Origin of the sequence: Micromonospora costi (assembly GCF_003626655.1) — a bacterium.
GTDB lineage: Bacteria > Actinomycetota > Actinomycetes > Mycobacteriales > Micromonosporaceae > Micromonospora > Micromonospora costi.
The window spans coordinates 24,837-48,811 of the sequence record NZ_RBAN01000009.1 but is presented as its reverse complement, the minus strand read 5'-3'; the positions used below and the strand labels follow the sequence as shown (position 1 = coordinate 48,811).

Here is a 23,975-nt window from a genome sequence, read left to right as displayed (position 1 = left end):
AGCGGGGGAAAGGGGCGGGAAAGTCTCAAACGACGTGTCAACCGGTACGGTGGTCGTCGTGGCAACGGGTGAGCGGCTGCGCGCGGTCGACCTCGCGGCGACCGCGGGGATGTCGGTGCAGCAGGTCCGCAACTACGTGGACCTCGGCGTGCTCCCTCCGGTGCGCCGCACGGACAGCGGCTACCGGATCTTCACGACCGAGCACGCCCGGGCGCTGGCCGTGGCGCGGCGGATGGCCGAGGGACACGGCTGGGTACGTACCCGCGAGATCATGGCCGCGGTGCACCGCGGCGACCTGCCGGCGGCGCTGGCGGCGCTCGACGGCGGCCACGCCGAACTGGACCGTGAACGCGCCGACATCCAGCGGGCACTCGGCGCCTTCGAGACCGTGGTCGCGAGCCCGGCCGCGGCCGGGCCGGCGCCGCGTCGCCCGGCCCGGATCGGGGAGGTCGCGCGCCTGGTCGGTGTCCGCACGTCCCAGCTGCGGATCTGGGAGGCGCGCGGGCTGCTGAGGCCGGAGCGGGCACGCGGCACCGGCTACCGCGTGTACGACGAGGCCGAGCAACGGGCCGCGCAGGTGGTGGCGCTGCTGCGCCGCGGTGCGTACCCGTTCGACATCATCGCCGCGGTGCTCGCCGAGCTGCGCACCACCGGCAGCCCGCAGCGGGTCCGGGCTGAGCTGGCCCGCCGCGAGCAGGACCTGCACCGGCGTAGCCTGCGCCGGCTACGGGCCTCCGCGGCCCTCCACGACTACCTGCGCCACCGCGAGTCGCTCGACTGACCGAGCGGGACGGGCCGTCAGCGCAGCGCGAGCAGGTCGAGGTGGTGGACGACGGGCCGACGGTCAGCCGGGTCGGGGAGGGCGCCGGCGTCCGTGCCCGGGGCGCTTCCGGCCCCGACTAGGGTGCGGGGAATGAGAGATCGGCTGCTGGCCGCGACGGCGGCCGCCGTCCTGCTCGCGACGGGCGCCGCGGTCCCGGCGTCGGCGGCGTCCGGCCCGGGGCGTACGGCCCGGACGGGCGCGGCGACCGTGCCGTGCCCGCGGGTGGCGGCCCCGAAGGTCTCCCGACCACCACGTCCGTCACCGCCGCCCGTGGGGCCGGAGGAACGGACAGTGGGCGGCCCCGACCTGGCCACCCCTGGTCTCGTGATACCGCCCGGCGTGCCCGCGCCGCCCGGGATCACGGCCACCTCGTGGATCGTCGCCGACCTGGACACGGGACAGGTGCTCGGCGGCTGCGGCCCGCACGAGCCCGGCACCCCGGCGAGCGTGCAGAAGCTGCTGCTGGCCGCCACCATGCTTCCCCGGCTGGACCCGAAGCAGGTCGTCACGGTCACCGCCGAGGACATGGACATCGAGCCGGGCTCGTCGGCCGTCGGCCTGGTGGAGGGCGGCCGGTACACCGTCGAGACGGTCTGGCTCGGGCTGCTGCTCAACTCCGGCAACGAGGCGGCCAATGTGCTGGCCCGGCTCGGTGGTGGCGCCGACGGCGCGGCCGGAGGGGTCCGCGCCATGAACGAGTACGCCCACCGGCTCGGCGCGCTGCAGACGCACGCCGTCACGCCGTCCGGCCTCGACGGGCCGGGGCAGTTCACGAGCGCGTACGACCTGGCGCTGATCGCCCGGGGCTGCTTCGCCGATCCCACCTTCCGCCGGTACGCGCTGACCGAGGCGACCCAGATCCCCGCCCAGCCGGGCCGGAAGACCAAGGGCTTCCAGATCCAGAACGAGAACCAGCTCATCTACCGCTATCCGGGCGCGCTGGGCGGCAAGACCGGCTTCACCGACCTGGCGCGGCACACGTACGTGGGCGCGGCGGAACGGGGTGGCCGGCGGCTGGTGGCCACACTGCTCGGGGCCGAGCCGCAGCCGATGCGAGGCTGGGAGCAGGGGGCCGCGCTGCTGGACTGGGGCTTCTCGCTGCCCCGCTCGGCCAGCGTCGGCCGCCTCGTCGAGCCGGGGGAGCTGACGGCCACTCCGACGGCCAGCCCGTCTCCGCCGGAGGCCTCCGACGAGGCGCGGCCGGCCACGGCGAGCCGTCCCGCCGCCGACCGGGTGACCCGCCCCTGGACGGTGGGGGCGGCGGCGGCCGGGGCGGGCGTCCTGCTGCTGGCCGGGCTGCTCCTGCGCCGCCGGTCCAGCCGCCGCGGCCGGCCCTGACCCGGCTGGTTCCGGAACGTGATCACGCTCGATCGTGGAAACAGGGGCCTCCGGACCGCCGCGAGGGCACTACTTCCAGGATCGAGCACGATCTCGCACTGCCGTACGCATCGACAAGCGCCGACGGGATCCATAGACTCTGGTCGCTCCGGTACCACGAGTCCCAGGAGGAAACCCGATCGCCTCACCGCGTACCCCACGTTGAGCGTGTTGCAGTGCGGCGACCCGATCTTCGGGTCCGTGGACGCCGCCGGGCTGGCCACCCTCGACCGGATCGCCGCCGGGGGAGTGGCACCCACCGCGGACGACCCGGCCCCGGTCGACGGCGCTCCCGCCCTGCCGGTCCGGATCCACAGGGCCCTTCGGCACCACCACTGACGGCGGGCGGTGGGAGATCGGCGGGATCTCCCACCGCGCCGCGGTCGAGGTCGCATGACCCGCGCGGAAGCGGGGATCACCCTCGTCACGGCGAGGAGGTGGGACCATGGCGGCACCGGTGCGGCACCGACGGGTCGCGGTGGACGGCGTCGACGTCTTCTACCGCGAGGCCGGGCCGGCGCAGGCGCCGGTCGTGCTGCTGCCGCACGGCTACCCGTGCTCGTCGTTCCAGTTCCGGAACCTGATGGCCGCCCTCGGTGACCGGTGGCGGCTCGTCGCACCGGACCTGCCGGGCTTCGGCTACAGCGCCACGCCCGACCCGGCCGACTTCGACTACACCTTCGCCGGCTACGGGCGGTTCCTGCGTCGTTTCGTGGATACGCTCGACCTCCGGCGGTACGCCATCTACCTGCACGACTACGGTTCGCAGCACGGGTTCCGGCTGGCCATGTCGGCCCCCGACCGGGTCGCCGCGCTGATCGTGCAGAACGGCGACGTGTACGCCGACCAGTTCGGCCCGAAGTACGCGCCGCTGCGGCGGTACTGGGCGGACCCGACGCCGCAGGGCCGCGCGGAGCTGGCCGCCACCGTGAGCGAGGCGGGCTTCCGCGACGAGTTCGTCGGGGAGCTGCCGGAGCGGCTGGTCGACCGGGTGAGCCCGGACCTGTGGACGCTCGCCTGGGCGCAGCTGCGTACGCCGCCCCGGCCGGAGATCATCGTCGGGCTCGTCACCGACCAGGCGAACACGCTGGCCGACTTCCCGCGCATCCAGGCTTACCTGCGCGAGCACCGGCCACCGACCCTCGTCGTCTGGGGACCGCACGACGGGTACATGCCGGCCGGTGCGGCCCGCGCCTACCTGCGCGACCTGCCCGACGCCGAGGTGCACCTGCTCGACGGCGGGCACTGGGCGCTGGAGACGAACCTCGACGAGATCGTGGCCCTGGCCGGGGACTTCCTGCGCCGCGTCCACCCCGCCGGCTGACCGCCGCGGTCCCGCCGCTGACCGCCGCCCGCCGGCTGACCGCCGCCCGCCGGCTGACCGCCGCCCGCCGGCTGACCGCCGCCCGCCGGCTGACCGCCGCCCGCCGGCTGACCGCCGCCCGCCGGCTGACCGCCGCCCGCCGGCTGACCGCCGCCCGCCGGCGGAGGGCCAGTCGGCTCAGGCGCCACCCGTCGCGGCGGGGGCGGACAACGGCCGCCGCTGCCGCGGAGGGCACGGGGCGCAGGACGCCCGGACGACCAGCTCGGTGGGCAGCCGGACGTGCGTGTCGCGCTCGACGCCACCGATCAGGTCGATGAGCAGCCGCAGCGCCTCGGCGCCCATCTGCTGCAGGGGTTGCGCGATGGTGGTCAGCGGCGGGTTGACCAGCGCCGACTCGGGAACGTTGTCGAAGCCGATCACGGACAGGTCGTCGGGCACCCGGAGACCCATGCTCCGGGCGACGTCCACTGTGGAGATGGCGGAGAGGTCGTTGCCCGCGAAGATCGCCGTCGGCCGGTCAGGGAGCGCGAGCAGTTCGGCGGCCGTGGCGGCGGCGCTCTCGATCCGGAACCCGCCGACGCGGACGAGCCGCTCGTCCACGGTCACACCGGCGTCGGCCATGGCCCGGCGGAATCCCGCCTCGCGCAGGCGTGCCGACTCGAGGTCCGGGCGTCCGCTGATGTGCGCGATGCGGCGGTGCCCGAGCGACAGCAGGTAGTCGGCCGCGAGCATGGCGCCCGCGAAGTTGTCGGAGTCGACGGTGGGCAGGCCGGAGGGGCCGGTGTGGGGGTCGACGGCCACGACGTGGAAGCCCTGCTTGGTCTCGACCACCGTCGGCGTGACGATCACGGCCCCGTCGATGAGCGTCCCGGACAGGCGGGCCAGCGACCGGCGCTCCCAGCCGATGGCCGTGTCGCCGTCGCCGCCGGAGTAGGCCAGCAGCTGGTACCCGGTGCCGGTGACCTCCCGGGACGCCCCCTTGAGCAGTTCGGTCGAGAACGGCTCGAACTCGGCCACCAGGATGCCGAGCACGTTCGTGCGGTGACTGCGCAGGCTCTGCGCCCCCAGGCTGGCCTCGTAGCCGAGCTGGTGGATGACCTGCTGGACGCGTTCCACGGTCGCCTGTGCCACGCCGTACCGACCATTCACGACCTTGGACACGGTCGCCACGGAGACGCCGGCCGTCCGGGCCACGTCCGACATCTTGACACGCTGCGGAAACGCCACGCCGACGATGATAGAGGGCCCCCGGCAGGCCGTCATCGGAGTTTCGAAAACGTTATCGATATCGATTGACACTGCGTTACGGGGCTGTAAAACTCCCCGGCAGGCCGAGTACCGCGACCGCTAGTCGAGGAGACGTGTCGATGGCGATGAAGCGCCGCGCAGGCGCCGTCCTGGCGCTGTTTGTGACCAGCGCACTCCTCGTCGCCGGATGTAACGGCGGCGACGGCGAGGCACAGAGCGAGCAAGAGCTGTACAAGAACCCGGTGACCCTGACCTGGTGGCACAACGCCTCGCAGGACGGGCCCGGCAAGACCTACTGGGAGAAGGTCGCCAAGGACTTCTCCGCGTTGCACCCGACCGTCACGATCCAGATCGAGGCGATCGAGACCAACCAACTCCAGCGCACCCGGCTCCCCGCCGCGCTCCTGACCAGCGACCCGCCGGACATCTTCCAGGCCTGGGGCGGCGGCGAGATGCGCGAGCAGGTGGAGGCCGACTACCTGAAGGACATCACCGAGCAGGTCAAGACCGAGGTCGAGAACATCGGCAGCGCGGCCGAGATCTGGCAGGTGGACGGCAAGCAGTACGGCCTGCCGTTCCGGATGGGCATCGAGGGCATCTGGTACAACAAGGACATGTTCGCGCGAGCGGGCATCACGACTCCCCCGACCACGTTCGACGAGCTCAACGACGCGGTCACCAAGCTGAAGGCGATCAACGTCGTCCCGATCGCCCTGGGCGCCGGTGACAAGTGGCCCGCCGCACACTGGTGGTACAACTTCGCGCTGCGTGCCTGCTCGGTCGAGACCCTGAAGAAGGCGTCCGTCGACCTCGTCTTCGACGACCCGTGCTTCGTGAAGGCCGGCGAGGACCTGAAGACGTTCATCGGCACCAACCCGTTCCAGCCCAACTTCATCGCCACCCCGGGCCAGAACGACCCGACCAGCGCGAACGGTCTGGTGGCCAACGGCAAGGCCGCCATGGAGCTCATGGGGGACTGGAACCGGGGCACCCTGGAGACCGCCGCCGAGGACCCGGAGGCGCTCAAGAAGTTCCTCGGCTGGTTCCCCGTACCGGCGATCGCCGGTTCCGCGGGTGACCCGAAGGCGGCGCTCGGCGGCGGCGACGGGTTCTCCTGCGCCAAGAACGCCCCGGCCGAGTGCGTCGAGTTCCTCAAGTACCTCGTGAGCCCCGAGGTGCAGAAGGGCTACGCCGAGACCGGCACCGGCCTGCCCGTCACCAAGGGCGCGGAGGCCGGCATCACGGACCCGGCGCTCAAGTCCATCCTGGAGGCGACCGCCGGCGCGACCTACGTGCAGCTCTGGCTGGACACCGCCTTCGGCAGCACCGTCGGCAACGCGATGAACGACGCGATCGTCGCGATCTTCGCCGGCAACGGCACCCCCGAACAGGTCGTCTCGGCGATGAAGGCGGCCGCGAAGAAGTGACCTCCACCCTGAACCCCGCCGGCGGCGCCTCCGCGCCGCCGGCGGGCCTCCCGCCCGCCCGGCGCTCGTCGATCCGCGCGGCGCAGACCAGGCGCAAGTGGTACGAGATCATCGGACTCACCACGCCGGCGGTCATCGTCTACGTGATGTTCGTGCTGGTCCCGATGGGCTTCGCGGTCTACTACAGCCTCTTCCGCTGGCGCGGGGTCGGGCCGCCGACCGAGTACGTCGGCTTCGACAACTACGTCCTGGCCTTCCAGGACCCGATCTTCCTCGACGCGCTGCGCAACAACGCCATCATCGTGGTCGGGTCGCTGATCGTGCAGGGTCCCATCGCCCTGGCCGTCGCCCTGCTGCTCAACCGCCGCTTCCGCGGGCGTGCCGTGTTCCGCCTGCTGGTGTTCGTGCCCTACGTGCTCGCCGAGGTCACGGTCGGCATCATGTGGAAGCTGCTCCTGACCGGCGGCGGCACCGTCGACGCGCTGCTGAAGGAGATCGGCCTCGGCGGCCTGGTGCAGGCCTGGCTCGCCGACCTCGACGTCGTGATCTGGACGATGCTGTTCGTCCTCACCTGGAAGTACGTCGGCTTCGCCATCATCCTCCTGCTCGCCGGCCTGTCGAACGTGCCGCACGAGCTCACCGAGGCCGCCGCCATCGACGGTGCGAGCTGGTGGCAGACCCAGCGTCACGTCACGCTGCCGCTGCTCGGCCCCACGATCCGGATCTGGATGTTCCTGTCGATGATCGGTTCGCTCCAGGTCTTCGACGTCATCTGGGTGACCTCGGCGCCCGCCGTACGGTCGCTCGGCGCCTCGGCAACCATGGCGACCTACATGGTGGACAACGGCTTCTTCGCGCGGCTGTGGGGTTACGGCAACGCGGTCGCCGTGATCCTGTTCGTCATCTCGTTCATCGCGGCGGTGCTGTTCCAGCGCTTCCTTCTCCGCCGCGACGTCGAGGGCGCCATCACCGGAAGGACGAACTGACCGTGGCCACCAACGCCGTTCCGTCCCCGTCCTCCGCGCGCCGCCCGATCGCCTGGGGCACACCGTTCACGTACGCGCTGGCGCTCGCGGTGGCGGCCGTGTCGATCGTTCCGGTGGTCTACGTGATCGTCGGCGGCTTCCGCACCACCCCCCAGATCATCGCGGACCCGGCCGGCCTGCCTGACCCGTGGGTGTGGGACAACTACCAGCGGGTGCTGACGCAGAGCGACTTCTGGCGGCAGGCGTTCAACAGCGCGGTGATCGCCCTCGGTACCACGGCCGGCGTCGTGGTGCTCGGCGTCTGCGCGGCGTTCGTGCTCGCCCGGTACACCTTCCGCGGGCGGGAGGCGCTCTACACCTTCTTCACCCTCGGCCTGCTCTTTCCGGCCGGTGCGGCGATCCTGCCGCTCTACCTGATGCTGCGCGACCTCAGCCTGATCAACTCCTACTACGCGGTGATCCTCCCGCAGGTCGCCTTTCAGCTGCCGCTCACGATCGTGATCCTGCGGCCCTTCCTGTCCGCCGTCCCTCGCGAGCTGGAGGACGCCGCGGCGATCGACGGCGCCGGCCGGCTGGGGTTCCTCTGGCGCATCATGCTGCCGCTGTCGCGGCCCGCGCTCGTCACCGTCGGGGTCCTCGCGTTCGTGGCGAGCTGGAACGCGTTCCTCCTGCCACTGCTCGTCCTCGGTGACGTGGACCTGCACACCTTGCCGCTGGGTGTCCAGAACTTCTCCAGCCAGTACACCTCCGACACCGCCGGGATCCTCGCCTTCACGTCGCTGGCGATGCTGCCGGCCCTCCTCTTCTTCACCCTGGCGGAGAAGCAGATCGTCGGCGGACTGCAGGGCGCGGTGAAGGGCTGAGCGGCACCGGTACGAGCCGGAGAAGGGGAGGCACAGCATGACCGTCTACCTGTTCGCCCGACGGGCCCTGGGGCCGATGGGCGTCGGAGGAAAGTGACCGACAACGTGACCGTGGACATCGATTCGACCACCGCCATCTGGAACGACCCCTCGTACGACCTCGACACGCGCGTCGACGCGCTGATCGCCGCGATGACCCCGGCCGAGAAGGTCGCCCAGCTCTACGGCGTCTGGGTCGGCGCCTCCGCCGACGGCGGCGAGGTCGCGCCGTACCAGCACGAGATGGAGGAGCCGGTCGATCTGGAGTCCCTCCTGGAGACCGGCCTCGGCCAGCTGACCCGGCCGTTCGGCACCGCGCCCGTGGACCCGGCGCTCGGCGCGCTCTCGCTGCTGCGTACCCAGCAGCGCATCGTGGCCGCGAACCGGTTCGGCATTCCCGCGGTGGCCCACGAGGAGTGCCTGGCCGGCTTCGCCACGTGGGGCGCCACCGCGTACCCGGTGCCGCTGTCCTGGGGGGCGACATTCGACCCGCCGCTGGTCCGGCGGATGGCCGCCGCCATCGGCGCCGACATGCGCCGGCTCGGCGTGCACCAGGGGCTCGCGCCGGTGCTCGACGTGGTCCGCGACGCCCGCTGGGGCCGGGTCGAGGAGACCGTCGGGGAGGACCCGTACCTGGTCGGCACGATCGCCACCGCGTACGTCCAGGGGCTGGAGTCCGAGGGGGTGGTGGCCACGCTCAAGCACTTCGCCGGGTACTCCGCCTCCCGGGCCGGCCGCAACCACGCCCCGGTCAGCATGGGCCCCCGCGAGCGGGCCGACGTGATCCTGCCGCCGTTCGAGATGGCGGTACGCGAGGGTGGCGCCCGGTCGGTCATGCACGCCTACACCGACACCGACGGGATGCCGTCGGCGGCCGACGAGGAGCTGCTCACCGGGTTGCTCCGCGACACCTGGGGGTTCACCGGCACGCTGGTGGCCGACTACTTCGCCATCGCCTTCCTGCACGCCCTGCACGGGGTGGCCGGCAGCTGGGCCGAGGCCGCCGGCACGGCCCTCGCGGCCGGCGTCGACGTCGAACTGCCCACCGTGAAGACGTTCGGCGCCCCGCTGCGGGCGGCGCTCGCCGCCGGTGAGGTGCCCGAGGCGCTGGTCGACCGGGCGGTGCGCCGGGTCCTGCTGCAGAAGGCCCAGCTCGGGCTGCTCGACGCCGGATGGGACCCGGTGCCCCCGGCGCTGCGCGGTGTCGACCTCGACGACCCGGAGGCGGTGCGCGGTTCCGTCGACCTCGACGCGCCGGCGAACCGTGCCCTGGCCCGGCAGGTGGCCGAGGAGGCCGTCGTCCTGCTGCGCAACGACGGCACCCTGCCGCTGGCCGCCCCGCCGCGGATCGCGGTGGTCGGGCCGCAGGCCGAGAGCGCGACCGCGGGCCTCGGCTGCTACTCGTTCCCCGTGCACGTCGGGTCCCGGCACCCCGAGTTGCCGGTCGGGATCGGGCTGCCCACCCTCGCCGAGGCGCTGCGTGCCGAGTTCCCCGGCAGCGAGGTGCGGGTCGTGGCCGGCGCGAGCGTGGACGGGCCCGACACCGGCGGTTTCGCGGCGGCGGTCGAGGCGGCCCGCGACGCGGACGTGGTGATCGCCGCCCTCGGCGACCGGGCCGGCCTGTTCGGCCGCGGCACCAGCGGGGAGGGCTGTGACGTCGAGTCGCTGGCGCTGCCCGGGGTGCAGCAGCACCTGCTCGACGCGTTGCTCGACACCGGCACGCCGGTGGTGGTGACGCTGGTCGCCGGCCGGCCGTACGCGCTGGGCCGGGCCGTCGACGAGGCGGCCGCCGTCGTCCAGTCGTTCTTCCCGGGCCAGGAGGGATCGCCGGCCATCGCCGGTGTGCTCAGCGGCCGGGTCGAGCCGCAGGGACGCCTGCCGGTCAGTGTGCCCCGCCGGCCGGGCGGGCAACCCGGCACGTACCTCACGGCCCGGCTCGGGCAGGCCACCGACGTCTCGAACCTCGACCCCACCCCGGCGTACGGGTTCGGGCACGGGCTCACGTACACCCGTTTCGACTGGTCGGAACTGACCGTCGACCGGCCGGAGGCGCAGACCGACGGCGAGGTGCGGCTGGCCTTCACGCTGCGCAACACCGGCGAGCGGTGGGGCAGCGAGGTGGTGCAGCTCTACGCGCACGACCCGGTGGCCTCGGTGGTGCAACCGGTGCAGCGGCTCGTCGGCTACCGACGGGTGCCGCTGGACCCCGGCGCCTCCTGCCGGGTCGAGGTGACCGCGCCGGCCGACCTCTTCTCGTTCACCGGGCGGGACGGGCGGCGCGTGGTCGAACCCGGCGCGGTGGAGCTGCGGCTCGCCGCGTCCAGCACCGATCCCCGCCTGGTGGCCACCGTCGAGCTGCGCGGCCCGGCGCGGCACGTCGACCACACCCGGCGGATGCACCCCGAGTTCACCGTCACGCTGGGTGCCGGCGAGCCGGGGGCGCCGAGCGGCCGCGTGGCCTGACCGGCACCGGAGGGCATCGCGTCGTCGCAGGGCGGCGCCTGGTAGACAGGACGGGTGCGTAGCTCAGGCCGGGTGGGCGCTCCGGTGAGGTCCGGCGCGCCGCCCGGCGGCCCGGGCCCGGCACGGGCCGTCGCGGCCCTGCTGGCCGCCGTCGTGGTGTTCTCGGGCTGTTCGCGGCCGGAGCCCCGGCCGGCGCCGACGCCGCCCCCGCCGACGTCGGCCGGCCCCACGCCGTCCGCCTCACCCACGCCGTCCGCCTCGGCCGCGCCGTCGGGCAGCCGCCCGGCGGCGCGGCTGCCCGGCTTCGTGGTGCTCACCGACGCGGATCCGCGCATCCTCCAGGACATCCGGTACGCCACGCCCCACAACTTCGTGGGCCGTCCGATCGCCGGTTACCGGGAACCGCTCTGCCTGCTCACCCGGCAGGCGGCGGCGGCGCTGCGCCGCGTGCAGGACGCCGCGCTCGCCGGCGGACACAGCCTCAAGGTGTACGACTGCTACCGCCCGGTGCCGGCCGTGAACGACTTCGTCGCCTGGGCCCGGCGTTCGGGCGAGCAGCAGATGAAGGCCGAGTTCTATCCGCGGGTGGCCAAGTCGCGACTCTTCGACGACGGGTACATCGGGGTGCCCTCCGCGCACAGCCGCGGCAGCACCCTGGACCTCACCCTCGTCGACGTGCCCGCCCCCACCCAGCCCCCGTACGCGCCAGGGCAACCGCTCCAGTCGTGCACCGCGCCGCGCGCTCAACGCTTCCCGGACAACAGCGTCGACATGGGCACCGGCTTCGACTGCTTCGACACCCTGGCGCACACCGCCGACTCCCGCGTCACGGGCGCGGCGCGCGACAACCGGATGCTGCTCAGGCGGCTCATGACCGAGGGCGGGTTCGTCAACTACGACCGGGAGTGGTGGCACTACCGCTACGCGAAGGAGCCCTACCCGGACCGCTACTTCGAGGCGCCGGTGGCCCGGTCGTCGGTGGGGTGAGCGGGGCGCCGCGCGCGTACGGCATGATCAGCCGTACCGTCGGCGTGACGTGGCGCGGCGGACATCACGGCAGGGGAGACGACAGTGACGACGGAGCGGATCAGCCCACCGCTGACCGGCGGGGAGCGGGAGATGCTCCGGGCTTTCCTCGACTACCACCGGGCGACGCTCGCCCTGAAGTGCGACGGGCTCTCCGACGAGCAACTGCGCGAGCAGTCGTCGCCGCCGTCGACGCTGTCCCTGCTGGGGCTGGTCCGGCACATGGCCGAGGTGGAGCGCACCTGGTTCCGGCGGGTCATCGGCGGAGAGGACGTGCCGCTCGTGTGGTCGTCCACCGGCGACTTCCAGGAGGCGTACGACGCCCGCTCCGCGACCCGGACGGAGGCGTTCGCGGCGTGGCGGCGGGAGGTGGAGCACTCCCGGCGGATCGAGCGGGAGGCGGAGTCGCTCGACGTCACGGGCCACAACGCGCGCTGGGGCGAGGATGTGTCGTTGCGGCTGGTGATGCTGCACCTGATCCACGAGTACGCCCGGCACAACGGGCACGCCGACTTCCTCCGCGAGGCGATCGACGGCACCGTCGGCGCCTGAGCGCGTCAGCCGGTGGCGTCGGCTCCCGGATCGGCGGCGACGGCCGTCGCGGCTGGGAGCGGCAGCCAGGCGAGCACGTCCCGGATCTTCGCGTCCCAGTACGCCCAGTCGTGGGCGCCGGGGGAGAAGTCCACGGTGAGCGGCACACCCCGCTCGCGGGCGGCGGCCACGAAGCGCAGGTTGTCCTCGTACAGGAAGTCCTCGGTGCCACAGGCCACGTAGAGCGCGGGACGGTTTTCGCCGGACGCCCGGTCCAGCAGCGCCACGGTGTCGTCGTCCGTGCCTGCGACCGCGCGGTCGCCGAAGACGGTGTGCCAGACCGCGGGGTCGACCGGGTGGTCGCGGTGCTGCGCCCGGTGCGCGAGGTCCAGCGCGCCGGAGAGGCTGGCCGCCGCGGCGAACCGTTCGGGTTCGCGCAGCGCCCACTTCACGGCGCCGTAGCCGCCCATCGACAGGCCGGCCACGAAGGTGTCCTCCCGGCGGTCCGACAGCCGGAAGAACGACCGGCACAGCTCGGGCAGCTCGGCGCTGAGGAACGTCCAGTACCGGTTGCCGTGCGTCTCGTCGGTGTAGAAGCTGCGGCCGACCTGGGGCATCACGACGGCGAGCCCGAGCGGCGCCACGTACCGTTCGATGGCCGTGCGGCGCAGCCAGATCGTGTCGTCGTCGGTGAGGCCGTGCAGCAGGTAGAGCACCGGCGGGTCGCCGGCGGTCGCGCCGCCGGCCATCCCGATCTGTGACGACGTCCGCTGCGGCAGGATCACCGTCATCGAGGTGCTGAGGGTGAGCGCCTCCGAGTAGAAGTCCACGCGCATCAGGGCCACGGTCGTCGACGGTAGCCCCCGCGTCGGGCGCCGGCCCGGGCGGGCGGTCGTCGTGCCCGATGCGGCCGACGGGCCGGGGCTCAGCGAGCCGGCGGTACGCCGCCGACCGCGGCGGCGTACCGGGCGGCGAGCCGGCGCAGCAGGTCGCGCAGCTCGGGCGGGTCGAGCACCTCGAACGGCACGTCGAGGGTGCCCAGGAACGCGGCGAGGTTGGCCAGCGACTCGCCGCCGGTGTGCAGCAGGCAGGACCGCTCGTCGACCGCCTCCAGCAGCCCGGCGGTGGACGGCATCCGCTGCGCCATGGCGGTCGCCGGGAGGTGCAGGCGTACCGTCGCGGGGTGCGGCCATGCCGTGGAGCCGACGCCGCGCAGCACGTGGGCGACGGCGTCGCCGCCGGGCGGCTCCCGGGGCGTGAAGCGCGGGCCGGTCGGCACGCGCGGCGTCATCCGGTCGGCGCGGAACGTGCGCCAGTCGGCGCGTTCCGGGTCCCAGCCGAGCAGGTACCAGCGCCGGCCGGTGTACACCAGCCGGTGCGGCTCGACGCTGCGTACGCTGCCGGCGCCGTCGTGCCCCACGTAGTCGAAACGCAGCCGCTCGTGACGCTGGATGGCCGCCGCGACGGCGGTCAGCGTGGCGACGTCCACGGTGGGGCCGCCGGCGGCGGCGGAGACCGTGGCCGCCCGCAGCGTGTCGACCCGGTGCCGTAGCCGGGACGGCAGCGAGCGCTCCAGTTTCGCCAGCGCGCGCAGGGACGTCTCCTCGATGCCCGCCACCGAGCCGGCCGCGGCCGCGCGCAGGCCGACCGCGACGGCGACCGCCTCGTCGTCGTCGAGCAGCAGCGGTGGCAGCGCGGAGCCGGCACCGAGGCGGTAGCCGCCGCCGGCGCCCGGCCGGGAGTCGACCCGGTAGCCGAGGACGCGTAACCGCTCGACGTCGTTGCGGACGGTGCGGGTGGTGACCCCGAGCCGGTCGGCGAGATCCGCTCCGGCCCGGTCCCGCCCGTCCTGCAGGAGGGCCAGCAGTTTCAGCAGCCGGACGGACGTCTCCAACATGCCGACAAGTCTGCCAGCCATTGCGGAAGCTGATGTTCCGCAATGGTCCGTAGCGTCGGGGGCAGTGGTACCGACGAGGGGAGAGACCGATGCAGCTTCGAGGACTGGCCACCGTGAGTTTCTGGGCCGCCGACCTGACCGCCGCGAAGACCTGGTACGCGGACCTGTTCGGCGCCGAGCCCTACTACGAGGTACGCGACGCCGAGGGCCGGCCCGCGTACTGCGAGTTCCGGCTCGGCGACCACCAGCACGAGCTGGGCCTGATCGACAGCCGGTACGCCCCGGCCGGAGCGCCGGCGGACCCCGGAGGCGCGATCGTGTACTGGCACGTGGACGACGTCGACGCCACGTACGCGGCGCTGCTCGCGGCCGGCGCCCGCGTGCACCAGCCGCCCACACCACGCGGCGCCGGGGACTTCGTGACCGCCTCGGTCGTCGACCCGTTCGGCAACATCCTCGGCGTCATGCGCAATCCGCACTACCTGGAGATGCTGGAATCGATGCGGCGGGGATGAATATCCATTGCGGCCGTTCGGCGGGCCGCATACCGTTCTCGTCGCGAGGTCAACAGACCGAGGACCCAGGGAGTACGCCGTGTCGCAGCGCACCGAGACCCGCACCGGGCGGCCCGTGCCGTGCCGTGGCGCGTGGGTGCCCGCGGGCGAACCAGCCCTGGGGCGGCGCCGGTACGTGGGGGACCGGCATCGGGGGAGGCGGCGCGACTGACGCGCCCGCGCGCACGCGCAGCCGCCCACCCCCGCCGGGGTCCGGGCGGCTTTTTCGTCCGTGACCCCGGCACCGGGCGGGGCGGGGGGTCGCCCGCCCGGGCTCGGGCCGTTGGAGCAGCGGAAGCTCACCCGGTTCTCACCCGGGAGGTCACGGGTTCGAATCCCGTACGGCCTGCACGACGACGCGACGGAGCGTCGTAGATATCGCGCACGAGGAGACGACGATGGGCTTCACCCCGCTGGCCGGTACCCGGGCACCGGTCCGGGTCTGGACGGACCCGTACGGCATCGAGCCGCAGGCCGCCCGGCAGCTGCGTAACATCGGCGCGCTGCCCTGGGTGGACGGCGTGGCCGTGATGCCGGACGTGCACTTCGGCAAGGGCGCCACGGTCGGCTCGGTGATCGCGATGCGGCAGGCCGTGTCGCCGGCGGCGGTCGGGGTGGACATCGGCTGCGGCATGTCGGCGGTACGCACCACGCTCACCGCCGCTGACCTGCCCGATGACCTGGCTGGCCTGCGGTCGGCGATCGAGGCGGCGATCCCGGTCGGCTTCGCGCAGCGGAAGGAGGCCGTCGACCCGCGCCGGGTACGCGGCCTGGAGCAGGGCGGCTGGATCGACTTCTGGCGCCGGTTCGCCGACCTCGACCGGACGGTGGCGCAGCTGGAGGTGCGGGCTCAGCGGCAGCTGGGCACCCTCGGCGGCGGGAACCACTTCATCGAGGTCTGCCTGGAGCAGGGTGGCCCCGACGACGGGCGGGTGTGGCTCATGCTGCACTCCGGTTCGCGCAACATCGGCAAGGAGCTGGCGGAGCGGCACATGGCCGTGGCCCGGCGGCTGCCGCACAACGCCGACCTGCCCGACCGGGACCTCGCGGTGTTCCTCGCCGGCACGCCGGAGATGGACGCGTACCGCCGGGACCTGTGGTGGGCGCAGGAGTACGCGCGGCGTAACCGGGCGGTGATGCTGGCCGTGCTCTGCGAGGTGGTGCGGGAGCGGTTCCCGCAGGTGGGCTACGACGAGCCGATCTCCTGCCACCACAACTACGTGGCGGAGGAGAGCTACGGGGGCGTGGACGTGCTGGTGACCCGCAAGGGCGCGATCCGGGCCGGCCGGGGCGACCTGGGCATCATCCCGGGATCGATGGGCACCGGCTCGTACATCGTGCGTGGCCGGGGAAACCCGGACGCGTACTGCTCCGCCTCACACGGGGCGGGGCGGCGGATGTCGCGGGCGCAGGCGAAGCGGACGTACAGCACCGCCGACCTCGCGGCGCAGACAGCGGGTGTGGAGTGCCGCAAGGACGCCGGGGTGGTGGACGAGATCCCGGGCGCGTACAAGGACATCACCGAGGTGATGGCGCAGCAGGACGACCTGGTCGAGGTGGTCGCGCACCTGAAGCAGGTCGTCTGCGTGAAGGGCTGAGCGCGACCTGCGTCAGCGGTGCAGGTGGGTCTTCCAGTCCTGCGGCACCCGGCCCTGCGGCCCGGGGGCGGGCTGGTCGGCCGGATGCGAGTCCGGTGCGGCCAGCTCCGGTCCCTCGGCGTAGAACTGGTCGCTGGAGTAGTCCCAGAACCACGACTCGCCAGGCTCGAAGCTCTGGATGACGGGGTGGCCGGTGGCGGCGGCGTGGGCGGTCGCGTGCTGGCTCGGCGAGGAGTCGCAGCAGCCGACGTGGCCGCACGCGGCGCAGCGGCGCAGGTGGAACCACCACCCGCCGGAGGCGTCGCACTCCACGCAGCCCGGGCCGCTGGGCGGCACGGTGGGATCGATCGCCGCGGACACGTCCCGCGGCTCCGGCTCGGGCCCCATCTGTTCGCTCACAGTCCGCAGTCTGGCACGCGACCGCGCCGACCCCCCACTCCGCCTCCGTAGGTGTGCCGGCCGGCACTCTCGCTCAGAAGGTCGACTTCGGCGCGGTCACCCCCTGCTTGATCTTCGTCGGGCCGCCGGCCGAGGGCCGGACGTCGAAGTCGAACATCTCCGTGGGGAGGTAGACGGTCGCGCAGGAGTTCGGGATGTCCACCACCCCGGAGAAGCGGCCCTCGATCGGCGCCGCGCCCAGGATGAGGTACGCCTGCTCGGGGCTGTAGCCGAACTTCGTGAGGTAGTCGATCGCGTGCAGGCAGGCGCGCTGGAAGGCGAGCTGCGAGTCCAGGTAGCGCTGCTCCCCGTCGAGGGTCACCGAGATCCCGGAGAAGGCCAGCCACTGGGAGTACTGCGGGTTGACGTTGCCGGGCAGGAAGATCACGTTCTCGGAGACCCCGTACGTGCGCATCCCGTCCTTGATCAGGTCGACGTGCAGGTCGACGAAGCCGCCCATCTCGATCGCGCCGCAGAACGTGATCTCCCCGTCGCCCTGGGAGAAGTGCAGGTCGCCCACGGAGAGGTTGGCGCCCGGTACGTAGACCGGATAGAACACCCGCGACCCCTTGGTGAGGTTCTTGATGTCCTGGTTGCCGCCGTTCTCCCGTGGTGGCGCGGTCCGCGCGGCCACGGCCGCCGCCCGCTCGTAGTCGGAGCCGGTGAGCGTGCCGAGGACCGCGTCCTGCGGCAGCGGCGGCAGCGCCAGCGGCGGGACCCGGTCGGGGTCGGTCTCCGCGAGCGCCTTCTCCCGCCGGTTCCACCGGTCCAGGAGGTCGGCCGACGGCGCGGTGCCCATCAGACCGGGGTGGATCATGCCGGTGAAGGAGACCCCGGGGACGTGCCGTGAGGTGGCCCGCTGCCCGCTGAAGTCCCAGATCGCCTTGTACGCGTCGGGGAACTGGTCGGTGAGGAACCCGCCGCCGTTCTGCTTGGCGAAGATGCCCGTGTACCCCCAGCCCTGGCCGGCGAGCGGGCCGGAGTCCTCCTGGGGGATCGGGCCGACGTCGAGGATGTCGACCATCAACAGGTCGCCCGGCTCCGCCCCCTGCACGGCGAACGGGCCGCTCAGGGCGTGCACGATGGACAGCGGGGCGTCGCGGACGTCGTCCGCCGAGTCGTCGTTGTGGATCTCGCCGTCGAACCACTCGCGGCAGTGCACCCGGAAGGTGGCGCCCGGCTTCACCGTCGCCACGGGCGGGATGTCGGGGTGCCACCGGTTGTGGCCGATCTTCTCCTGCTCGGTGAACTTCTTGGTCGAGTCCAAGGCAAAGATGACCTCGGGCATCTGCGCTTCCCTTCGTCACACCGTCGGCCACGGTGGGTGGTCTTCTGTCTACGTCGGCGGAGCCCCGTGCGAGCGGACCGCCGGTGGCGTCACAGGCGTGGCAGCCGGGCGTGCGCCGGATGCGCCGGCGCCGCCGCCGCGGGTCGCCGCCCGGGGACACGCGACACCACCTCGGGTGTCTCGGCGCTCCTCGCGGCCCGGTCGAGCGCCGCGCCGAGCGCCCGGGGCGTCCTCGCGAGCGACGGCGCGGACCAGACCCGGTCGGCCGTGCCGTGGCAGTCGGGGCAGCGGGTCGCCGCCCCGGCCTCGCCGAGCGGAAGCCGCACCTCGAAGGCGCCGTCACGCGGACACCGGTACTCGTACGTCGCCACGTGATCTCCTCGTGCCCCGCCACCGTCTTCCTGCGGCCGGCGCGAACCTCGGACGTGCCGGCCAGGTCAAGAATCGGCCGCATCGGGGCGCTCCGCAGGCCAACGTCGGAGGTCGGTCGCGCGGACGCCCGATCGGGTGACGGGGCCGACCACACCGCGGACACGGACGGTGCCGCGCCGTCAGGTGAGTCGGGTCAACCCATGTGCACCGCGCCCCCGGACGGGACGTCCTGCCGGCGCACCCGGATCAGCACCAGGGTGGCGAGGCCGGAGAGCAGGATCAGCCCGGCGCCCCAGGCGAAGGCCACCGAGTAGCCGTGCACGAGCGCCTTGACCTGGGTGGCCGGGCCGGGTGCCCGGGACGCCAGGTAGCCGGTGACCGCGCTGGTGTACATGGTGTTGAGCAGGGCCGTTCCGAGCGAGCCACCGACCTGCTGGGTGGCGTTGAGCGTGGCGCTCGCCGCGCCCGCGTCGTGCTCGGGCACCCCGTACAGGGCGAGGCTCGACAGCGGTACGAACGTGAAGCCGAGGCCCATGCCGAGGACGATCTGGGCGGGCAGCAACTGGGCGGCGAACGAGGTGTCGACGTCCACCTGGGTGAGGACCACCATGCCGACCACCGCGAGCACCGCGCCGGTCAGCATGAGCGGCTTCGCGCCGACCCGGGGCAGCAACTGGCTGGCGCCGGCCGCGGAGATCAGTACGCCGGCGGTCACCGGCAGCGAGGCCAGTCCCGCCTCCAGCGGCGTGTACCGGAGCACCACCTGGAAGTAGATGGTCAGGAAGAGGAACGCCCCGAACAGGCCGGCGCCGATCAGCGTGGAGGTGAGGTACGCCCCGCCGCGGTTGCGGTCGAGCAGGATACGCATCGGCAGCAGGGGATGGCTCGACCGCAGTTCTATCAGCACGAACGCGGCGAGCAGCGCCACGCCGACCCCGATGAGGGCGAGCGTCCCCGCGGCGTCCCAGCCGTTCTCGGCGGCCTGCGTGAAGCCGTACACGAGGCAGACCAGCCCGGCGGTGACCACGACGGCGCCCGGCACGTCGTACCGGGTGTCGCCGTGGGCCCGGCTCTCCGGAACCAGCGGGAGCGCGGCGATGACCGCCACGGCGGCGACCGGGATGTTCACGAGCAGGCACCAGCGCCAGGACGTGTACTGCGTGAGCACGCCGCCCAGGAGCAGGCCGACGGCCGAGCCGCCACCGGCGATCGCGCCGTAGACGGCGAACGCCCGGGCCCGCTCGCGGGTCTCGGTGAACATTACGGTGAGCAGCGCCAGCGAGGCCGGGGCGAGCAGCGCCCCGAACGCGCCCTGCAACGCGCGGGCGGCGAAGAGCATCTCGCCGCTGCCCGCGAGGCCGCCGACGGCGGAGGCGAGCGCGAAGCCGACCATGCCGACGAGGAACGCGCGCTTGCGGCCCCAGTAGTCGGCGATCCGTCCTCCCAGCAGCAGCAGACCGCCGAAGGCCAGCGTGTACGCGGTCACCACCCACTGCCGGTCGGCGTCGCTGATGCCGAGGTCGGCCTGGGCGTGGGGGAGCGCGATGTTCACGATGGTGGCGTCCAGCACCACCATGAGCTGGGCGATCGCGATGACGGCCAGGACGGCCCAGCGCCGGGGGTGGGCCCCGGCCGCCGCTCCGGCGTCGGGGGTACCGGGCGTGGTCGAGGTGGTTCCGGGCATGGCGGAGCCTTCCGTGCGGACTCGGTACCGGCTGCTGCGTGTGCTCGGGACGGCAGGGCGGGACGGCGGGGACGATGGCCTGCATCGCCGGCGGTCGGGCCGGTGTGCCCGCCGCCGAACCCGGCGTCGTGCCGGGCTCGCCGTGAAAAGGCCTCGCGTCCGACGCTAACGGCCCGGGTCGGGTCCGCGCAGCGGCTTGGGAGATCCGTCCCGACATGGGGCCGTGGCGCGGGTCACCGGCCCGGTACGAGCGTCACGGGCACCCGCACCACGTTCACCCGGGCGCCGTCGCGCGCCGACACCTCGTACGCCTCGATCGTGCCGGGTTGTTCGCGGCCGACCCGCCAGGTGACCGCCGCGCGGTAGTCCCCCCGGCAACCGCTGCCGCAGCTGGCCGTGGTGAACGTCGTCGCGATCTCCCGGCCGCCCGCGTCCAGGACGCGCAGGCTCACCGTGGCCTCGAACACGTCGGCGGTCCCGGCGACGGTCAGCGGGCTGCTGACCCGCTGGCCGACGGTCGGGCTGGTGACCACGATTGGCGGCAGCAGGTCGGCGTAGTCGGCGCGGCCGACCGGGCCGTCGGGCGCCCCGGCCGGCGGGTCGAAGCGCACCTGTCGCACGGTGGGGAACTGGGTGAGCGTCCAGACCACCTGGGCCTGACGCAGTCGCACGGTGGCCGCGTCGCCGGCCGTCGCGCCGAGCCTCACGGTGGCGACGCCGCCGGCCACGGCCAGTGGTTCGCTGCCGGCCGGTACGAGCGTGGTGAGCCCGGTGGCCGCCTCGGCGTGGGTCGGGCCGGCGGCCAGTTCGGTCAGCGCCAGCCGCGAGGTCGCCAGGGTGCTCGGCCGGGTGCGCCGGGTGGGCGTCAACCGCCCGTCCCGCACGAACCACAGGTCGACGGTGACCGTGCCGGTCGGCACCGGCGCACCCGTGGAGGGCGGCGTCTCCGGCGCCGGGCGGGACCCCGAGGTGGCCGGCGGCGGGGCGGCCGTGGTGCCGCCGCCGGTGGTGGGGGAGGCCGTGGCGGGACCCGCGGCGGTCGGCGCGGACGTGGGGGCCGGGCCCAGCGAGCCGGACCGTGGCGGGGCGCAGCCCGACAGTACGGCGGTGACCAGGAGCAACGCGGCCAGGTGTCGTCTCATGGCGTCTCCTCCCGCCGGGCCGCCGCCGGCTCGTACGGTTCGCTGCCGGTGGCCGGGCCTGCCGAGGGCAGCGTGAGCCGGAAACGGGTGCCGAGGCCGGGCTCGCTGCGCACGGTGAGGTGGCCGCCGAGCAGCCGGGTGTTCTCGTGGGCGATGGCCAGGCCGAGCCCGCTGCCCGGCCCGGAGCGGGCCGCGTCGACCTTGTAGAAGCGGTCGAAGATCCGGGGCAGGTGAGCCGCGGGAATTCCCGGCCCGTGGTCGGTGACGTCGAAGACCACGTCCGGGCCGTCCCGGCCCACGGTGGCCCGGACGTCCCCGCCGCCGTGCTCGACGGCGTTGCCCACCAGGTTGGCCAGCACCCGCTCCAACCGGCGCGGATCGGTGCGCAACGGCACCGGCTCGCCAGCCACGCTCACCCGGTCCGCCCAGCCACGGGACGCCACGAGGGCGTGCAGCAGGGCGAGCGGGTCGACCGGCCGCAGCGCGAGCGGCTCCTCCCCGGCGTCCAGCCGCGAGATCTCCATGAGGTCCTCGACGAGCCGGCGCAGCCGGATCACGTCAGCCACCAGCAGCTCGGCGACTCGGCGGGCGTCGGCGGGGAGCTGGTCGGTGTGGTCGCGCAGCAGCGAGGCCGCGGCCACCAGGGCGGTCACCGGCGTACGCAGTTCGTGCGCGACGTCGGCGGTGAACCGCCGCTCCCGGGCCTGAGCCCGGGACAGCGCCTCGATCTTCGCCCCGAGCGCCTCGGCCATCCCGTTGAACGAGGCGGCCCAGTCGCTGAACTCGTCGCGTCCGCGTACCGGGAGGCGTGTGGCGAGCAGCCCCTCGGCGACGGCCCGGGCGGCCCGGCTCGCCCGGCCGACCGGCTCCAGGGTGCGCCGCGCCAGGTGATGGCCGATCCCGGCGGCGGCGAGCACCACGAGCGCCCATCCGGCCAGCAGCGCGGTGCGGAGCTGGTCGAGGTCGGCGAGCAGGTCCTCCTCGACGGTGACCACGTACAGCTCGCTGGTCGACCCGGGGATCCGGCCGCCCACCACGAGCAGCCGTGGCCCGGCCGACGGCGCGGACCGCTCGTACCCCAGCTGGCCGCCGGCCACGGTGGCCCGCAGCGCCGGGCCGAGCGCGGGCGCGAACGCCGGGTTGGAGGCCCGTACGTCCTCGTCGCCGGCCAGCAGCACGTGCCGGCCGCTGCCCTCGAAGCTGCGCAGCAGCTCGGCGCGGCGCTGCTCGGTCAGCGGCGCGAACTGCCCGGCGAGGACGAGCTGGTAGCGGGCATCCGCGGCGGCCTGCTGCACCGAGGCGTCCAGCCGGGTCTCCCGCAGCAGCAGGTACGACCCGCCGGCGAGGACCCCGGCGGACACCCCGGCCACGAGCACGAACGCGATGGTGAGCCGGCGTCGGAGCCGACCCGGGGGCACGCGGTCCGCCGCCATCGCGCCACGCTCACGCGGTCGACAGCTTGTAGCCGGCCCCGCGCACGGTGCGCACCAGCCGGGGGTGGGCGGGGTCGTCCTCGATCTTCGCGCGCAGCCGCTGCACGGCCACGTCCACGAGACGGGAGTCGCCGAGGTAGGTGTGGTTCCACACCCGGTCCAGCAGCAGTTCGCGGGTGAACACCTGGCCGGGGCGGCGGGCCAGTTCCAGCAGCAGGCGGAACTCGGTGGTGGTGAGCGGCAGGTCCCGGCCGGCCTTGCGGGCCACGAAGCTGCCCGGGTCGATCTCCAGGGGGCCGACGGTGAGGACGGCCCGCTCGGCGGGCGCGGTGCCCCGGCGCAGCACGGCGCGGACCCGGGCCACGAGTTCCGGCAGGTCGAACGGCTTGCGCAGGTAGTCGTCGGCGCCGCATTCGAGGCCCACCACCACGTCGATGGTGTCGGTGCGGGCGGTGAGCATGAGGATGGGCACGGCGCTGCTGCGTCGCACCTCGCGGCACACCTCGAGACCGTCGAGGACGGGCAGCATCACGTCGAGCACGATGAGGTCCACCGGCTGCGCCCGCCAGACCGCGAGCGCCTCCCGGCCGTCGACGGCGGTGGCGACCCGGAACCCGGCCCGGCGCAGGCCGAGGGCGGTGACCTCCCGAATGGAGGCATCGTCCTCGACCACCAGCACGCGGCCGTCCATGACGTCACCAGCGTAGTGCCGCGCGACGCGGCGGAACCCCGGCGCAACGGACGGTGACGAGGGTCCGGCCGGTGCCGGACCCTCGTCCGTGCGGTGTGTCACTGCTGCCACTGGTGGGCCACGTCGAGCACGATCCGGCTGTGCGCGCCGGGGCCGTCGAGGACGAACACCCGGAACGGCAGGCGCGCGCGGACGCCGACCGCGAACGTGGTGTAGCCCTCGAAGCTGCCGCCGAACACCACGTCCCGCAGCGTCCGGTACCGCAGCACGGTGGCCGCGTGTTCACCGGCGCGGTACGGCACCGTGGCGGCGTGCTCGCCGTCGTACGCCGGTGCCCGGAGGGAGACCCGCAGCAGCGCGTCGCCCGCGGTGTACGGCGACAGGGCCAGCCCCTCGCCCTCGGTCCACGTCTCGCCGTAGGTGACCGAGTAGCCGTTCACCGGCCCGGCGAACTCGAACACCACCCGGTCGTAGCACTCGTGCCGGCCGGTGCGGACCTCGACCAGCGGGTCGGTACGGAACGCGCCCGCCTCCTTCGTGCCGCTGCCCCAGGTGATCCCGCAGTACGGCGACCCGGTGGCCGCCGCCCGCGTGGTGGTGGCCGCCGTGCCGGTCCCCGCGCCGGCCGCCAGCCCGGCCAGCAGGACGGCCAGCGCCGCCAGTGCGCTCCTGATCCTCATCGTCGTCTCCCGTCGGGTCGCTCCTCGACGGCCCCGCCGGTCGTGTCGCCGTGCGGTGGCCTCGACGTCGACGGTCGGCGCGTACGGCCAC

23 protein-coding genes and 1 tRNA gene are annotated in these 23,975 nt (G+C 73.7%); 13 read left to right on the top strand and 11 right to left on the bottom strand.

Translation table 11 applies throughout. The annotated features are described in order from the left end of the window. Positions 1-58: 58 nt before the first annotated feature. The 4 genes from D7193_RS30995 (at position 59) to D7193_RS30980 (ending at position 3,524) form a co-directional block, all read left to right on the top strand. Positions 59-781: a MerR family transcriptional regulator gene (locus D7193_RS30995; protein ID WP_206612037.1), complete on the top strand. Its 723-nt coding sequence runs from the start codon at positions 59-61 to the stop codon at positions 779-781. A 132-nt stretch (positions 782-913) separates the two neighbouring features. Next, positions 914-2,161, top strand: a complete 1,248-nt coding sequence (locus tag D7193_RS30990) for a D-alanyl-D-alanine carboxypeptidase family protein (RefSeq protein ID WP_120783216.1) — start codon at positions 914-916, stop codon at positions 2,159-2,161. A 201-nt stretch (positions 2,162-2,362) separates the two neighbouring features. Further along, the gene (locus D7193_RS30985; RefSeq protein WP_241563678.1) at positions 2,363-2,539 is read left to right on the top strand and encodes a hypothetical protein; all 177 of its coding nucleotides are present in this window, start codon (positions 2,363-2,365) and stop codon (positions 2,537-2,539) included. 106 nt (positions 2,540-2,645) lie between these two features. Continuing rightward, positions 2,646-3,524 (top strand): alpha/beta fold hydrolase, encoded by an 879-nt coding sequence (locus D7193_RS30980; protein ID WP_120783215.1) that lies wholly within the window; start codon positions 2,646-2,648, stop codon positions 3,522-3,524. Between the two features lie 177 nt (positions 3,525-3,701). Here D7193_RS30980 and D7193_RS30970 read toward each other — a convergent pair whose 3' ends face one another. Further along, a complete protein-coding gene (locus D7193_RS30970) occupies positions 3,702-4,751 on the bottom strand; it encodes a LacI family DNA-binding transcriptional regulator (RefSeq protein WP_241563676.1) in 1,050 nt (349 codons plus the stop codon). A 140-nt stretch (positions 4,752-4,891) separates the two neighbouring features. Between D7193_RS30970 and D7193_RS30965 the strand changes: the two genes are divergently transcribed. The 6 genes from D7193_RS30965 (at position 4,892) to D7193_RS30940 (ending at position 12,128) form a co-directional block, all read left to right on the top strand. After that, positions 4,892-6,199, top strand: a complete 1,308-nt coding sequence (locus tag D7193_RS30965) for an ABC transporter substrate-binding protein (protein ID WP_120783213.1) — start codon at positions 4,892-4,894, stop codon at positions 6,197-6,199. Then, positions 6,196-7,185, top strand: a complete 990-nt coding sequence (locus D7193_RS30960; RefSeq protein ID WP_120783212.1) for a carbohydrate ABC transporter permease — start codon at positions 6,196-6,198, stop codon at positions 7,183-7,185. The genes D7193_RS30965 and D7193_RS30960 overlap by 4 nt, the downstream gene beginning before the upstream one ends. Beyond that, on the top strand, positions 7,182-8,048 hold the full coding sequence (locus tag D7193_RS30955; RefSeq protein WP_120783252.1) for a carbohydrate ABC transporter permease: 867 nt from the start codon (positions 7,182-7,184) through the stop codon (positions 8,046-8,048). The genes D7193_RS30960 and D7193_RS30955 overlap by 4 nt, the downstream gene beginning before the upstream one ends. Before the next feature lie 93 nt (positions 8,049-8,141). Then, complete coding sequence (locus tag D7193_RS30950) at positions 8,142-10,550, top strand: beta-xylosidase/alpha-l-arabinosidase (RefSeq protein WP_241563674.1); 2,409 nt, start codon at positions 8,142-8,144, stop codon at positions 10,548-10,550. Positions 10,551-10,604: 54 nt separating this feature from the next. Continuing rightward, complete coding sequence (locus D7193_RS30945) at positions 10,605-11,537, top strand: M15 family metallopeptidase (RefSeq protein WP_338324149.1); 933 nt, start codon at positions 10,605-10,607, stop codon at positions 11,535-11,537. A gap of 84 nt (positions 11,538-11,621) precedes the next feature. Then, positions 11,622-12,128 carry a DinB family protein gene (locus D7193_RS30940; protein ID WP_120783211.1) on the top strand — a complete coding sequence of 169 codons (507 nt, stop codon included), beginning with the start codon at positions 11,622-11,624 and terminating at the stop codon, positions 12,126-12,128. A gap of 5 nt (positions 12,129-12,133) precedes the next feature. Here the strand turns inward: D7193_RS30940 and D7193_RS30935 are convergent, their stop codons facing one another. Both D7193_RS30935 and D7193_RS30930 read right to left on the bottom strand, forming a co-directional pair. After that, positions 12,134-12,952 carry an alpha/beta hydrolase gene (locus D7193_RS30935; RefSeq protein WP_120783210.1) on the bottom strand — a complete coding sequence of 273 codons (819 nt, stop codon included), beginning with the start codon at positions 12,950-12,952 and terminating at the stop codon, positions 12,134-12,136. An 80-nt stretch (positions 12,953-13,032) separates the two neighbouring features. After that, entirely contained in the window at positions 13,033-14,004 is a 972-nt protein-coding gene (locus tag D7193_RS30930; RefSeq protein WP_120783209.1) for a helix-turn-helix transcriptional regulator, read from the bottom strand. Between the two features lie 89 nt (positions 14,005-14,093). Between D7193_RS30930 and D7193_RS30925 the strand changes: the two genes are divergently transcribed. From D7193_RS30925 to D7193_RS30915, 3 genes are all read left to right on the top strand, one after another. Continuing rightward, complete coding sequence (locus D7193_RS30925) at positions 14,094-14,519, top strand: VOC family protein (protein WP_120783208.1); 426 nt, start codon at positions 14,094-14,096, stop codon at positions 14,517-14,519. 316 nt (positions 14,520-14,835) lie between these two features. Next, positions 14,836-14,907, top strand: a tRNA-Glu gene (locus D7193_RS30920). Between the two features lie 49 nt (positions 14,908-14,956). Then, the gene (locus D7193_RS30915) at positions 14,957-16,156 is read left to right on the top strand and encodes an RtcB family protein (RefSeq protein WP_120783207.1); all 1,200 of its coding nucleotides are present in this window, start codon (positions 14,957-14,959) and stop codon (positions 16,154-16,156) included. Positions 16,157-16,168: 12 nt separating this feature from the next. On the opposite strand, the gene D7193_RS30910 is transcribed toward D7193_RS30915, so the two are convergent. The 8 genes from D7193_RS30910 to D7193_RS30875 all read right to left on the bottom strand — a co-directional run bounded on the left by D7193_RS30910 (position 16,169) and on the right by D7193_RS30875 (position 23,884). Further along, positions 16,169-16,555 (bottom strand): UBP-type zinc finger domain-containing protein, encoded by a 387-nt coding sequence (locus D7193_RS30910; RefSeq protein ID WP_241563672.1) that lies wholly within the window; start codon positions 16,553-16,555, stop codon positions 16,169-16,171. Positions 16,556-16,628: 73 nt separating this feature from the next. Further along, a complete protein-coding gene (gene fmdA, locus D7193_RS30905) occupies positions 16,629-17,882 on the bottom strand; it encodes a formamidase (RefSeq protein WP_120783205.1) in 1,254 nt (417 codons plus the stop codon). Between the two features lie 89 nt (positions 17,883-17,971). Continuing rightward, positions 17,972-18,253 carry an FmdB family zinc ribbon protein gene (locus D7193_RS30900; protein ID WP_120783204.1) on the bottom strand — a complete coding sequence of 94 codons (282 nt, stop codon included), beginning with the start codon at positions 18,251-18,253 and terminating at the stop codon, positions 17,972-17,974. Between the two features lie 194 nt (positions 18,254-18,447). Then, on the bottom strand, positions 18,448-19,938 hold the full coding sequence (locus tag D7193_RS30895; protein ID WP_120783203.1) for a DHA2 family efflux MFS transporter permease subunit: 1,491 nt from the start codon (positions 19,936-19,938) through the stop codon (positions 18,448-18,450). 233 nt (positions 19,939-20,171) lie between these two features. After that, a complete protein-coding gene (locus D7193_RS30890; RefSeq protein ID WP_120783202.1) occupies positions 20,172-21,080 on the bottom strand; it encodes a Gmad2 immunoglobulin-like domain-containing protein in 909 nt (302 codons plus the stop codon). After that, positions 21,077-22,513, bottom strand: a complete 1,437-nt coding sequence (locus tag D7193_RS30885; RefSeq protein ID WP_120783201.1) for a sensor histidine kinase — start codon at positions 22,511-22,513, stop codon at positions 21,077-21,079. The genes D7193_RS30890 and D7193_RS30885 overlap by 4 nt, the downstream gene beginning before the upstream one ends. Before the next feature lie 10 nt (positions 22,514-22,523). After that, positions 22,524-23,204 (bottom strand): response regulator transcription factor, encoded by a 681-nt coding sequence (locus D7193_RS30880; protein ID WP_120783200.1) that lies wholly within the window; start codon positions 23,202-23,204, stop codon positions 22,524-22,526. Between the two features lie 98 nt (positions 23,205-23,302). After that, complete coding sequence (locus D7193_RS30875; RefSeq protein ID WP_120783199.1) at positions 23,303-23,884, bottom strand: AMIN-like domain-containing (lipo)protein; 582 nt, start codon at positions 23,882-23,884, stop codon at positions 23,303-23,305. Positions 23,885-23,975: the final 91 nt, after the last annotated feature.

Coding starts and splice junctions, on each gene's coding strand:
- D7193_RS30990 (WP_120783216.1), top strand. CDS start 914: ATGAGAGATCGGCTGCTGGCCGCGACGGCGGCCGCCGTCCTGCTCGCG.
- D7193_RS30980 (WP_120783215.1), top strand. CDS start 2,646: ATGGCGGCACCGGTGCGGCACCGACGGGTCGCGGTGGACGGCGTCGAC.
- D7193_RS30965 (WP_120783213.1), top strand. CDS start 4,892: ATGGCGATGAAGCGCCGCGCAGGCGCCGTCCTGGCGCTGTTTGTGACC.
- D7193_RS30930 (WP_120783209.1), bottom strand. CDS start 14,004: ATGTTGGAGACGTCCGTCCGGCTGCTGAAACTGCTGGCCCTCCTGCAG.
- D7193_RS30925 (WP_120783208.1), top strand. CDS start 14,094: ATGCAGCTTCGAGGACTGGCCACCGTGAGTTTCTGGGCCGCCGACCTG.
- D7193_RS30915 (WP_120783207.1), top strand. CDS start 14,957: ATGGGCTTCACCCCGCTGGCCGGTACCCGGGCACCGGTCCGGGTCTGG.
- fmdA (WP_120783205.1), bottom strand. CDS start 17,882: ATGCCCGAGGTCATCTTTGCCTTGGACTCGACCAAGAAGTTCACCGAG.
- D7193_RS30895 (WP_120783203.1), bottom strand. CDS start 19,938: ATGCCCGGAACCACCTCGACCACGCCCGGTACCCCCGACGCCGGAGCG.
- D7193_RS30890 (WP_120783202.1), bottom strand. CDS start 21,080: ATGAGACGACACCTGGCCGCGTTGCTCCTGGTCACCGCCGTACTGTCG.
- D7193_RS30885 (WP_120783201.1), bottom strand. CDS start 22,513: ATGGCGGCGGACCGCGTGCCCCCGGGTCGGCTCCGACGCCGGCTCACC.
- D7193_RS30880 (WP_120783200.1), bottom strand. CDS start 23,204: ATGGACGGCCGCGTGCTGGTGGTCGAGGACGATGCCTCCATTCGGGAG.
- D7193_RS30875 (WP_120783199.1), bottom strand. CDS start 23,884: ATGAGGATCAGGAGCGCACTGGCGGCGCTGGCCGTCCTGCTGGCCGGG.